This window comes from Achromobacter ruhlandii, from assembly GCF_002082135.1.
Classification (GTDB): Bacteria; Pseudomonadota; Gammaproteobacteria; order Burkholderiales; family Burkholderiaceae_B; genus Achromobacter; species Achromobacter ruhlandii.
This window is the reverse complement of the sequence record NZ_CP017433.1, coordinates 5,723,423-5,735,494: the sequence shown is the minus strand read 5'-3', so window position 1 is coordinate 5,735,494 and position 12,072 is coordinate 5,723,423. Positions and strand designations below refer to the sequence as shown.

Genomic DNA, 12,072 nt, shown 5'->3' with positions numbered 1-12,072 from the left:
TCGAGGGAGCGGGCATGCTGCGCGGATGTCGCCGCGCGTCGCTCCCCCGGAGCCCGCCAGGAGGGGCGGGCCGGTGTGATGGGGAAAAGTCTAAATCGGCCGTGCACGCGGCAGTGCAACAGTCATGCAACGAATTGTCTGTGCATGCAAGACATGCAAGCGCGTGTAGGGAAAGGCGGCAATCCCGGGGGCGATGGCCGCTTGGGCGGGCATGAAAATGCCCGCGCGAGGCGGGCGGGAAGGCGCTCGGAGCGGGGGCGCTGCCCTGGCCGCTATGGCTGGGACGGCGCTAGGTCGGGCGGCAGGCGGCGCAGCGTGGCGGGCGTGCGCGACAGCTTGATCGGCGAACCGACGCCGCGGTAGTCGCCCTGTTCCAGCACCATGCCGCGATGCTTCGTGTGCGGATGGGCCAGCGCCTGGTCCACGGTCTGCACCGCCGCGGCTGGCACGCCGGCGCGCAGCAGGCGGTCCGCCAGCGCCGCGGCGTCGTGCTGCGCGAGCAGCGCGGACAGGTCGTCGCGCAGGGCCTGGCGGTGCGCCAGCCGGTCGGCGTTGGCGGCATAGCGCGGGTCCGTCGCCAGCGCCGGCGCCTCCAGCACCTGCGCCAGCTGCGCGAACTGACGGTTGTTGCCGACCGCCAGGAAGATCGGGCCGCTGGCCGTGGGCAGGGTTTCGTAGGGCGCGATGTTCGGATGCGCGTTGCCACTGCGGCCCGGCGTCTTGCCGCTGTAGAAGTAATTGGGCGCGTGCGGATGCAGCAGCGACAGCGCGCAGTCGTACAGCGTGATGTCGAGGAACTGCCCCAGGCCGCTGCGCACGCGTTCGTTCAGCGCCAGCAGAATCGCCACTGCCGCGTTCAGGCCCGTCACCATGTCCACCACCGGCAGGCCGACGCGGGTGGCGTCGCCATCGGCCTCGCCGTTCACGCTCATCAGTCCGCACATGGCCTGCGCGCAGGCGTCGTAGCCCGGCAGGCCGCCCAGCGGGCCGTCGGCGCCGAAGCCGCTGACGCGGCAGTGGATCAGTTTCGGGAAGCGTTCTTTCAAGGTGTCGTAGCCCAGCCCCCACTTCTCCAGCGTGCCTGGCTTGAAGTTCTCGACCAGCACGTCGGCGTCGGCCAGCAGGTGGCGCAGCAGTTCCTGTCCGGCCGCCTGCGACAGGTCCAGCGTCATGCCGCGCTTGTTGCGGTTGACGCCGACGAAGTACGACGCGGTATCGCCCTGGAACGGCGGGCCCCAGCCGCGCGTCTCGTCGCCGCCGGGCGGCTCGATCTTGAGCACGTCGGCGCCGTGGTCGGCCAGGATCTGGGTGCAATAAGGACCGCCCAGCACGCGCGACAGGTCGATCACTTTGCAGCCGGCGAGGGCGCCGGCATCGGGAAGCTTGGGAGCCATGGAGCCTCTGCGGTCAGTCGATGGAAACGTTGGCGCTCTTGATGAGCGTGCGCCACTTGGGCACTTCGGCCGTGATGAAGCGGGACAGTCCCTGCGGCGTCTGGTCCTGGGCGCGCACGATGCCCTGGCTGCGCAGGGTCTGTTCGATCGCGGGGTCCGACAGCGCGGCCTGGAATGCCTGGTTCAGCTTGGCCACGGTCTCGGGCGGGGTGGCCTTGGGCGCGACGATGCCGAAGAACACGCTGACGTCATAGCCCGACAGGCCCTGTTCGGACAGCGTCGGCAGGTCGGGAAGCGCGTCCGAGCGTTGCGCGCTGGCCAGGCCGATGGCGCGCAGCTTGCCGGCCTTGATGTATGGCAGCGCGGTCAGGATGTCGGTGAACGACATCGACACCTGGCCGCCCAGCAGGTCGTTGAGCGCCGGCCCCGTGCCCTTGTAGGGAATGTGCATGATGCGGGTGCCGGCCATCTGGTTGAACAGGATGCCGGCCAGGTGCGAGGACGCGCCGTTGCCGGACGAGGCATAGCTGAGCTTGTCCGGGTTCTTTTTGGCGTAGGCGATCAGTTCCTGCGCGTTGTTGGCGGGCACCGACGGGTTCACCACCAGGATGTTGGGCAAGTGGCCGATGCGGATGATGGGCGCGAAGCTGGTCTCGGGGTTGTAGCCCTGGTTCTTGTACAGGCTGACGTTGATGGCCAGCGGTCCCGAGGTGCCGAACAGGATGGTGTAGCCGTCCGGCTTGGCGGCGGCCACGTATTCGGAACCGATGTTGCCGCCGGCGCCGGCGCGGTTCTCGACGATGACGGTCTGGCCCAGCGGCTGCTTGAGCTTTTCGGCCAGGCGGCGCGCCAGCGCGTCGGTCGGGCCGCCGGGCGGGAACGGCACCACCAGCGTCACGGGGCGCGACGGATAGGCGTCGGCCGCCAGCGCGGGAGGGACGGCGGCGATGGCGGCGGCCGCCAGCAGCAGGGGGGTGAACAGGCGTTTCATGGTTGTCTCCAGTGGGGGCGCGCCGGCTGTGCCGCTGGCGTCGGGGGGCGCCAGGCTACAGCGCGTGTTGCAGGATGCCGCGGCAGGCGGCGCTTTCGTCGGCGGGAATGGCGTAGGGATCGCGCGGCGCCAGGCGGTGCTGCAGCACCTGGTCGGCCAGCAGCGCGCGGCTGGCCAGGCCCTCGCCGGCGGCTTCCCAGCGCAGCGCCGCCATCGACACCGCGTGGTACAGCAGCGAGGCGGCCTGGCGCGCCAGTTCGGCGTGGTCGTCCTGCGCGGCGTGTTCGGCCAGCGCATAGGTCCGCTCCAGCGCATCGGCCTGGGTGGCGGCGAGCGCGGGCGGGCAGGGCAGGCCGTCGGCCAGCAACTGGTCGATATGGCGGCGCAGCGCGGGCAGCGAGCCTTCCTTCTTGATGGCGCGCAGCACGTCCAGCGCCACGATGTTGCTGGTGCCTTCCCAGATCGAGCCCAGGTGCGCGTCGCGCACCAGGCGCGGCTCGGTCCATTCCTCGATGTAGCCGCAGCCGCCGCGCACTTCCATGGCGTCGCCAGTGACCTTGCGCGCATCGCGGCAGGCGCGGAACTTGATCAGCGGCGTCAGGATGCGCGCCAGCGCCGGGTCGCCCTGGCCCTGGTCGGCGTCCGCCAGGGCGCGGGCGGTCTGGAACATGACGCTGCGGGCCTGTTCGGCCCATACCGTCATCTTCACCAGCTGGCGCTGCATCAGCGGCATGTCGATCAGGCGTTTGCCGAACGCGCGGCGGTGCTGCGAGACGTAGGTGGCCTCGGTGACGGCGCGACGCATCAGGCCGGCCGCGCGCATGCCGTTGGACAGGCGCGAGTTGTTGATCATGTCGGCCATGTGCTTGAAGCCCTTGCCGCGTTCGCCCACCAGCCACGCCACCGCGCCTTCCAGCCGGATTTCGCCGCTGGCCATGGAACGGGTGCCGAGCTTGTCCTTGAGCCGCAGGATGCGGTAGTGGTTGTGCGTGCCGTCGGCCAGGTCACGCGGCAGCAGGAACAGCGACACGCCCTTCAGGCCGGGCTCGCTTTCGCTGCGCGCCAGCACCATGGCGAAGCCGGCATCGGGATTGGAGCAGAACCACTTGTCGCCGTGGATGCGCCAACTTCCGTCGTCCTGGCGCGTGGCCGTGACCTCGGTGGCGCTGACGTCCGAGCCGGCGCCCTGCTCGGTCATGAACATGGCGCCCTGGCGCAGGGCGTCGAAGTCCTGGCTGGTGACCTGCGGCAGCACCCGCTCGACCAGCGCCGGGTCGCCGAACTTGCGCAGCGTGCGCGCCAGCGAGTCGGTCATGCTGACCGGGCAGCACAGGCCGAACTCGGCCTGCACGAACAGATGGCTGAGCGCGTACTTGGCGGCGGCTGGCATCGGTTCGGGCCAACCCAGCACGCCGCCGCGATGCGACAGCGCCGCCAGGCCGAATTCGCTGTAGGCCAGGCGCTCCAGCTCGATATAGGCCGGATGCTTGTCGATGCGCGACTCGTCGGCGCCGGCGCGGCTGCGCACCGACAGGGTGGGCGGATGCTTGTCGGCGGTGGCCGCCAGCTCGTCCATCAGGCCGCCGGCCAGTCCGCCCAGGCGGTCCAGGTGCGGCAGCAGGTGCGCGTGCAGCGCGGCCGGCAGGTAGCGCCGGGCCAGCGGCGCGGCGTACTGATCGGCGCGGAACAGGTTCAGGCCGCGCGCGTCCGGGACGGGCGTGGCGGCGTGGGCGGGGGCGACGGGGGGCTGGGCGGGGGTATCCATGGCGGCATCCTGCGCAAAAGGGGAGTTTCCGGCATGGTGCGATGATGGATTAATCTATACAAATACCGTTTTGGTGTAGACCTATCCAATAAAAATATGGATCTCGGGCGCCGCCGGCAGGCGCGCCCCGGGAGGAGACCGATGGACCTGGATCCGCGCTTGCTGCGCTATTTCATCGCCGTGGCCGAAGAGCGCCATTTCAGCCGCGCCGCCGCGCGCCTGCACATTTCCCAGCCGCCCTTGAGCTACGCCATCCGCCAGCTCGAGGACAACGTCGGCGCGCGCCTGCTGGCGCGCACCAGCCGCCACGTCGAACTGACCGCGGCCGGCCAGGTGCTGTACCGCGAGGCCCTGACGCTGCTGCGCCAGGCCGAGGACGTGCGCATGCTGGTGCAGCGGGTCGACGCCGGCCTGCGCGGCCGGCTGCGCATCGGCTTCGTGGGCTCGATGCTGTACCGCGGCCTGCCGGCGCTGCTGGCGTCGATGCGGGCCGAACTGCCGGACGTGGAACACGTGCTGACCGAATTGAATTCGCACGACCAGATCGAGGCGGTGCGGCGCGGCGAGCAGGACCTGGGCTTCATCCACGCCAACCCGGTGCCGGCCGGGGTGGCGGCGCGCGACCTGCTGGCCGAACCCTTCGTGGTGTGCCTGCCGCAAAGCCATGCGCTGGCCGGGCGGCGTTCGTTGGCGTTGGCGGACCTGGCCGGCGACGATTTCGTGTTCTTCGCCCGCGCCGCCTCGCCCAGCTATTACGAGACCGTGCTGTCGCTGTGCGTGGGGGCGGGCTTCATGCCCGTGGTCCGGCACGAGGTGCGCCACTGGCTCAGCGTGGCCTCGCTGGTGTCGCAGGGGCTTGGCGTGTCGATCGTGCCGTCGTGCCTGTCGCGCAGCGGCCTGGCGGGCACCCGGTTCATCGCGTTCGAGCACGAGGCGCGCTCGGTCAGCCAGGTGATCTGGCCGGACGAGGATCGTTCGCCGCTGCAGGAAAAGGCGCTGGCGCTGGTCGAGCGCCAGTTTCCCGCAGCCGAGGCGGGTCAAGCAAAACGCCGGCACGGTGGCCGGCGTTCATGAGGCGGGCGGCGCCCCGCCGAGGAATGCGGGCGCCGGTACTGTGCTAGCGGAACACCACGGTCTTGTTGCGGTTCAGCAGGATGCGGTGCTCGACGTGGCTGCGCACGGCGCGCGACAGCACCAGCGACTCGATGTCGCTGCCGACCTGGGTCAGGTCCTGCGCCGTCATGGTGTGGTCGACGCGCTCGATGTCCTGGTCGATGATCGGGCCTTCGTCCAGGTCCGAGGTGACGAAGTGGGCGGTGGCGCCGATGATCTTGACGCCGCGCGCATGCGCCTGGTGGTACGGGCGGGCGCCCTTGAAGCTGGGCAGGAAGCTGTGGTGGATGTTGATGGCGCGGCCATTGAGCGCGCGGCACATGTCGGCCGACAGAATCTGCATGTAGCGCGCCAGCACCACCAGGTCGATCTCGTAGCGGTCCACCAGCGCCAGCACCTGTTGCTCCTGTTCCGCCTTGGTGTCGGGCGTGACCGGCAGGTGGTGGAACGGGATGCCATAGGACGCCGCCAGGCTGGCGTAGTCGTTGTGGTTCGAGACGATGGCCGCCACTTCGGCATGCAGCTGGCCGCTGTGCACGCGGAACAGCAGGTCGTTCAGGCAGTGGCCCTGCTTGCTGACCATGATCAGCAGGCGTTCCTTGCGGCGCGCGTCATGCAGCTGCAAATCCATGTCGTACTCGGCCGCCATCTCGTCCAGCCGGGCGCGCAGCGCGTCCGGGGCCGCGCCGGCCGGCAGGTCGAAGTGCACCCGCAGGAAAAAGCGGCCGGTTTCCTCGTCACCGAACTGCTGCGAATCGAGGATGTTGCAACCCGATTCGAACAACAGGCCGCTGACGCGGAAGACGATGCCGGTGCGGTCGGGGCAGGACAGGGTCAGGATGTAGTCGTTGTGCTGCATGATTCAGTGGGAAGAATGAGAAGAAGCGTCGTCCGCCAGCCGCGCCAGGGTTTCCTCGGCCAGCGCCAGGCTGGAGGTCAGCCCGGGCGATTCTATGCCAAACAGGTTCACCAGGCCGGGCACGCCATGCGCGGCCGGGCCGGCGATAACGAAATCGGCGGCCGGCTCGTGCGGTCCGGAGATCTTGGGGCGGATGCCGGTATAGCCCGGCGCCAGCGCATCGTCCGGCAGGGCCGGCCAGTAGCTGCGCACGGCGGCGTAGAAGACCTCGGCGCGGGCGGGGTCGATGGTGTAGTCCTCGGTGCCGACCCATTCGGTGTCGGGGCCGAACTTGGCCTGGCCGCCCATGTCGAGCGTCAGGTGCACGCCCAGGCCGGCGTGTTGCGGCACGGGGTAGATCAGGCGCGAGAACGGCGCGCGCCCGGACAGCGTGAAATAGCTGCCCTTGCACAGGTAATCGGTGGGAATGCTGGCGGCCGGCACGCCCTCGATGCGGCGCGCCAGCGCCGGCGCCTGCAGGCCGGCCGAATTGATCAGCACGTTGCAGCTCAGGCTCATGGCGTCATCGCCGCCGAACTGCAGATCGAAGCCGCCTTCGGGGCGCACCCGGCCAGACACCAGCGGGGTGTGGAACACGCACTGGGCGCCGGCGTTCTCGGCATCGCCCTGGTAGGCCAGCATCAGCGCGTGGCTGTCGACGATGCCGGTGGACGGCGACACCAGCGCCGCCGTGCAGCGCAGCGCCGGTTCCAGCCGCATGGCGTCTTCGCCGGAAATGAACTGCAGATCGTCCACGCCGTTGGCGCGGGCGCGCTGCGCGATGCTTTCGAGCTGGGCGGCCTGCTCGGCGCTGGTGGCCACGATCAGCTTGCCCAGCCGCTTGTGCGGAATGCCGCGCTCGGCGCAATAGGCGTACAGCAGATGCTTGCCGCGCACGCACAGGCGGGCCTTGAGGCTGCCCGCCGGGTAATAGATGCCGGCGTGGATGACTTCGGAATTGCGCGAACTGGTGCCGGTGCCGATGGCCTCGGTGGCCTCGGCCACCAGCACCTCGCGGCCCGACTGGGCCAGGGCGCGGGCGATGGCCAGGCCGACCACGCCCGCGCCGATGACGACGCAATCGATGTCGGCGCTCATGGCTTCCTGCCTTCCGCGCGGGCGCCGGCGGGCGTCAGGTCGAAACCGCCCGCGTGGAAGACCAGCGGCGGTTCGCCGCTATGGCCGCAACGTTCGACTTCTCCCACCATGATGACGTGATCCCCCTCGACATAGCGGCTGCGGTTGTGGCATTCGAACCAGGCGGCGCAATGGCCGTCCAGCATCGGCGTGCCGCCCGGCGCGTGGTGCACGGTCAGGCCGGCATAACGGTCCGGCGTCTTGCCGGTGGCGAAGCGCCGCGCCAGCGCGATCTGGTCGGCGCTCAATACATTGACCACGTAGCGCTGGCACTGCTCGAAGGCGGCCAGCGACGAGGAGTTGCGCGACAGGCTCCACAGTACCAGCGGCGGGTTCAGGGACACCGAATTGAACGAACTGACCGTCAGGCCAATGGGGGCGCCATCGAGGTCGGCGGTGGTCACGACCGTGACGCCGGTGGCGTAGCGGCCGAGCGCGGTGCGGAAGAAGGCAGCGTCGAAATCAGGGGAGGAGGCTGGCATGCAATTGAGAAATGGGGCGGGCGCCGGGGACGGCGCCCGGCGGCGTCAGGGCGACAGGCGCTCGATCTTCCAGCCCTGGCCGTCGGCGACGTAGCGCAGGCGGTCGTGCAGGCGCGAGGGCCGGCCTTGCCAGAATTCCATCGAGGTGGGCTTGAGGCGGTAGCCGCCCCAGTGCGGCGGGCGCGGCGGCTGGTCGCCGTAGCGGGCGCGGAATTCCTGCTCGCGGGCTTCGAGTTCGGCGCGGGTGATGGGCTGGCTCTGGCGCGAGGCCCAGGCGCCGATGCGCGAACCGGCCGGGCGGCTGTGGTAGTAGGCGTCCGATTCCTCGGCCGGCACTTTTTCCACCACGCCCTCGATGCGCACCTGGCGCTCGAGCGGCTGCCAGAAGAACAGCAGGCAGGCGCGCGGCTCGGCCAGCAGGTCGGCGCCCTTGCGCGACTCGTAGTTGGTGAAGAACGTGAAGCCGTGTTCGTCGAAACCCTTGATCAGGACGATGCGGGCGCTGGGCTGGCCGGCGGCGTCGACGGTGGCCAGGGTCATGGCGTTGGGCTCGGGCACCTTGGCGGCCAGGGCCTCGTCGAACCAGCGGGTGAACTGCTCGAACGGGGACGCGGCGGCCTCGCTTTCCAGCAGCACGTTCTTTTCGTAGCTTTGACGCAGATCGGAGACAGACATGGGACGTTTGATTCAGCGTTGATAACAAGCAGTTTATACCGCCGAAGAAACGCTCCCCTCATTGACCCCGCGCAGGGGCTGGGCAAGTTTTTGCGCCGCGAGGGCCTCCGGCGCCGTTCGGCCGGCCCTGGCGGCCCCGCGCCGGGCTCGCTTCAGGCGCCCTCGGGCAGGGTGTGGCTGTCCTGTTCCAGGCGCCGGGCGATGGCGTCCAGGCGGGCGTCGTGGATGCCGGCGGCGCGCAGGGCCTGGGCGGTCTGCACCACGTAGTCGGTGCAGGGACCGTAGCGGCCGGCGGCCCGCCGCACGATGGCCAGCAGTTCGGCTTCGGGCAGCGCGCGGATGTAGGCCGGGTTGTCGCGGTTCATGATGAAGACCAGGGCGCGGACCGGGCCGGCCTCGGTGCTGCAATTGATCCAGCGGGGCAGGTAGGCGCCGGTGGACATTTCCCGGTCCCACAGGGCGGGGAAATAGGTCGGCACCTGGCGGCCGGCCAGGCGGTAGACCACGCCGCGGCAGGAGCCGCCGCGATCCAGGCCGAACACCAGCCCGGGGCATTCCGGCGTGCCGCGGTTGACCCGCGACCACAGGCACAGCGCGCGGTGGTGGCCGCGCAGGGTGGCCAGGCGGCGCTCTTCGAAATCGAAGTCGGGGCGCCAGATCAGTGATCCGTACCCATATACCCAGACGTCCTCGCCGTCGCGCCAATGGCGCAAGGCATCCTGCAACGATGCCTGCCGTTCTTCAGGGGTCCAGAGGCGGAAAGGCAGGCTGGCGCCGGCCACGGGAGGAGAGGACTGCATGTTCACGACTACGGTTTCCGGTCAGGCTCGAGCGGGGGGTTGCGATTGGCCCAGCCCCCAGCCATCAGGGCCACGGAATAGGCCCAGAACAGCGGGGCGACGCCAATGACCGCACCCAGCGCGCCGAACGTCAGCGGCAGGGATACCTGGGAACCGTTGATCAGCGCCATCCGCAGCCCCACCGCTTCAGCGGCGCGGCCCGGCGGCGAATGCTGGTGCAGTAGTGAAAGCATACTCGGTTGGCAGCATCCCAGCGCAAGCCCCAGGATGAAGGACAGCACGATCAGGACGCCAACGTCGGTGAACAGCGGGTAAAGCATGAAGTCGATGGCGGCGGTGGCCATCGCCACCCGCACCAGCGTCCAGGAACGCACCCGGCGCTGGATCAGGGGCAGAACCAGGCGGATGATGAACGTTGCCGCCGCGAAGGAGGCAAGAATGACGCCGATGGTGGTGGCGGACAGGCCGATGGCGACGCCGAAGATGGGCACCACGAACAGATGCGTGTCCCAAGCCCCGGACAGGATGGTGTTGACCATCAGGATGCGGCGCAGCGCGGGCACCGCCAGCAGCTCGGTCACGCGGCGGCGCTGCGCTTCCTTGGCGCCGGCCAGTTGCGAATCCACCGCCTTCAATTGGTGCCGCAGCGCGTACAGGCCGGCGGCCGACAGCAGCGGGCCCAGCGTCAGCAGGCCGAAGGCCAGCCGGGTGCCGAGATGGTCGATCGCCAGTCCGGCGATCAGCGGACCCGAGAAACCCGAACCGGCCAGCGCCAGCGACATCAGCGAGAAATTGCGCAGGCGCTGGGTTGGCTCGGCATGGCCCAGCAGGTCCTGCGTGGCCACCTGGTGCAGCATGAAGCCGATGCCGATGCAACAGGACGCCACCAGCAGCGCGAACTGGGTCTGCGACAGGAACGGCAGCGCCGTGCCCACCGCCACCAGCGTGGTGCCGATGACCAGCGGCCGGACGATGCCGACCCGGTCCACCCAGCGGCCGGCGCGCACCGAGAACAGCATGGGCAGCACCGCGAACACGGCCACCAGGGTGCCGACCTTGAAGGTCGACAGGCCCATCTGCAGCGCCGTCAGGGACACGGTGATGCGTCCTCCGGTCAGCGCCACGTGGTTCAGCATGGCCAGCACGCACAACAGCGCCGCCCCGGAAAATTCCGGGGCGGCGCTGTTTGAAGAGGGGGAGGGGGGCGGATTGGACACGGATACGGCTTAACTGCATTCATTCTGTCCCTATCGTCGCCCTATGTCGAGGCGTGGATTTTTTGCGCCGCCGCATTCCGTGATCGCCAGTGGCGACAAGATAGGCGCCATCTATGGCCCATCTGGGATAGGGATGCGGCAAGATGGCACCATGTTGGCGGCAAGGTTCCATAGAATGGAAACGCTAATGCGCCGCAACAGATGTATCGTTCGTGCAACGGAACAATTTTGCCCGCCCAGGACCCAATGCCGGGGCCTTTACCGTTTTTCACCCTTTCGCCACAGATTGGCCATGCTTTGACGCGGCCCCCCGTTTAGGATGAGCGGGCAGTATGGGTACGCACAGCCGGCCCGATCCGTATCGAGTTATTCGAGTGGTGGACGATGCCTCCGCCGCCTCCTCCGAACTGGTTCAATGAAAAAGCCTCGTAGCAAAGTCCAGCGTTACGTCCTGATCGCCGTCGTTCTCCTGATCATCGCCTTTGGCGTCCGCGCCGCCTTCTTCTCGTCGCCGCCGCCGCCCACCTTCGCCGTGGCCGAGGTCGTCCGCGGCAATCTCGAAGACAGTGTGCTGGCCAGCGGCACGATGGATGCCATCGAGCGGGTCAGCGTCGGCGCGCAAGCCACCGGCCAGTTGAAGTCGCTCAAGGTGGCGCTGGGCGATCGGGTGACCCGAGGCCAGTTGGTCGCCGAGATCGACGACCTGACCCAGCAGAATGAATTGCGTAATACACAGGCCGCGCTGCAGACGCGCCGCGCCGAGCGCGCCGCCAAGGTCGCCACCCTGAAGCAGGCCGAGCTGGCGTTTCGCCGCCAGCGCCAGATGCTGGCGGCCGACGCCAGTTCGCGCGAAGCGTATGAATCGGCCGAGGCCACGCTGAGCGTGACGCGGGCGGAGATCGCCGCGCTCGACGCCCAGATCGTCCAGGCCGAGATCGAGGTCGACAAGGCCAAGGTCAACCTGGGCTACACCCGCATCGTGTCGCCCATCGACGGCGTGGTGGTGGCGGTGGTGACCAAGGAAGGCCAGACCGTCAACGCGATCCAGAGCGCGCCCACCATCATCAAGGTGGCCCAGGTGGCCACCATGACCATCAAGGCGCAGATCTCGGAGGCCGACGTGACTCGCGTCAAGCCGGGCCTGCCGGTCTATTTCACCATCCTGGGCGAGCCGGACCAGCGTTACCACGCCACGCTGCGCGCGGTGGAGCCGGCGCCGGATTCGATCCAGAAGGACGATGCCACCGCATCGCTGACCTCTTCCAGCTCCACCTCCACCAGTGCGGCGGTCTATTACAACGGGCTGTTCGACGTGCCCAACCCCGACGAGAAGCTGCGCATTTCCATGACCGCGCAGGTTTCCATCGTGCTGGGCGAGGCCCGCGACGCCGTGGTGGTGCCGGCCTCGGCCCTGGGCAAGCGCGGCCAGGACGGCCGCTATGAGGTCCGCGTGGTCGGCAAGAACAACCAGACCGAGACCCGCCAGGTCAGGATCGGCATGAATAACAACGTGCAGGCGCAGGTGCTGGAAGGCCTGGAGGTGGGCGAGCGCGTGGTGTCGGCTGACGCCGCGCCGGTGGCGGCCGCGGCGGGACGCTGA

Annotated in this window: 11 protein-coding genes; 2 read left to right on the top strand and 9 right to left on the bottom strand. The window is 69.0% G+C overall.

Annotation, left to right across the window (positions count from 1 at the left end; genetic code table 11):
* Nucleotides 1-272 precede the first annotated feature (272 nt).
* The 3 genes from AruCF_RS26055 to AruCF_RS26045 are packed head-to-tail and all read right to left on the bottom strand — an operon-like array spanning nucleotide 273 to nucleotide 4,150.
* Nucleotides 273-1,394 (bottom strand): CaiB/BaiF CoA transferase family protein, encoded by a 1,122-nt coding sequence (locus tag AruCF_RS26055; RefSeq protein WP_049071561.1) that lies wholly within the window; start codon nucleotides 1,392-1,394, stop codon nucleotides 273-275.
* Between the two features lie 13 nt (nucleotides 1,395-1,407).
* On the bottom strand, nucleotides 1,408-2,385 hold the full coding sequence (locus AruCF_RS26050) for a Bug family tripartite tricarboxylate transporter substrate binding protein (protein ID WP_049071562.1): 978 nt from the start codon (nucleotides 2,383-2,385) through the stop codon (nucleotides 1,408-1,410).
* A gap of 55 nt (nucleotides 2,386-2,440) precedes the next feature.
* Entirely contained in the window at nucleotides 2,441-4,150 is a 1,710-nt protein-coding gene (locus tag AruCF_RS26045; RefSeq protein ID WP_049071565.1) for an acyl-CoA dehydrogenase family protein, read from the bottom strand.
* 141 nt (nucleotides 4,151-4,291) lie between these two features.
* Here AruCF_RS26045 and AruCF_RS26040 point away from each other — a divergent pair, with 141 nt between their 5' ends.
* Nucleotides 4,292-5,224 (top strand): LysR family transcriptional regulator, encoded by a 933-nt coding sequence (locus AruCF_RS26040; protein WP_049071566.1) that lies wholly within the window; start codon nucleotides 4,292-4,294, stop codon nucleotides 5,222-5,224.
* 43 nt (nucleotides 5,225-5,267) lie between these two features.
* Here the strand turns inward: AruCF_RS26040 and purU are convergent, their stop codons facing one another.
* From purU to AruCF_RS26010, 6 genes are all read right to left on the bottom strand, one after another.
* A complete protein-coding gene (gene purU, locus AruCF_RS26035) occupies nucleotides 5,268-6,122 on the bottom strand; it encodes a formyltetrahydrofolate deformylase (protein WP_049071568.1) in 855 nt (284 codons plus the stop codon).
* A gap of 3 nt (nucleotides 6,123-6,125) precedes the next feature.
* Complete coding sequence (locus tag AruCF_RS26030) at nucleotides 6,126-7,259, bottom strand: NAD(P)/FAD-dependent oxidoreductase (RefSeq protein WP_049071569.1); 1,134 nt, start codon at nucleotides 7,257-7,259, stop codon at nucleotides 6,126-6,128.
* Nucleotides 7,256-7,780: a flavin reductase family protein gene (locus AruCF_RS26025; RefSeq protein WP_049071571.1), complete on the bottom strand. Its 525-nt coding sequence runs from the start codon at nucleotides 7,778-7,780 to the stop codon at nucleotides 7,256-7,258. The genes AruCF_RS26030 and AruCF_RS26025 overlap by 4 nt, the downstream gene beginning before the upstream one ends.
* A 45-nt stretch (nucleotides 7,781-7,825) precedes the next feature.
* Nucleotides 7,826-8,455, bottom strand: a complete 630-nt coding sequence (gene pdxH / locus AruCF_RS26020) for a pyridoxamine 5'-phosphate oxidase (RefSeq protein ID WP_049071573.1) — start codon at nucleotides 8,453-8,455, stop codon at nucleotides 7,826-7,828.
* A gap of 152 nt (nucleotides 8,456-8,607) precedes the next feature.
* Nucleotides 8,608-9,261, bottom strand: a complete 654-nt coding sequence (locus tag AruCF_RS26015) for a gamma-glutamylcyclotransferase (protein WP_049071574.1) — start codon at nucleotides 9,259-9,261, stop codon at nucleotides 8,608-8,610.
* A gap of 2 nt (nucleotides 9,262-9,263) precedes the next feature.
* Nucleotides 9,264-10,391, bottom strand: coding sequence for an MFS transporter (locus tag AruCF_RS26010; RefSeq protein ID WP_049077478.1), 1,128 nt, complete (start codon nucleotides 10,389-10,391; stop codon nucleotides 9,264-9,266).
* Nucleotides 10,392-10,887: 496 nt separating this feature from the next.
* Here AruCF_RS26010 and AruCF_RS26005 point away from each other — a divergent pair, with 496 nt between their 5' ends.
* On the top strand, nucleotides 10,888-12,072 hold the full coding sequence (locus AruCF_RS26005; RefSeq protein WP_049071576.1) for an efflux RND transporter periplasmic adaptor subunit: 1,185 nt from the start codon (nucleotides 10,888-10,890) through the stop codon (nucleotides 12,070-12,072).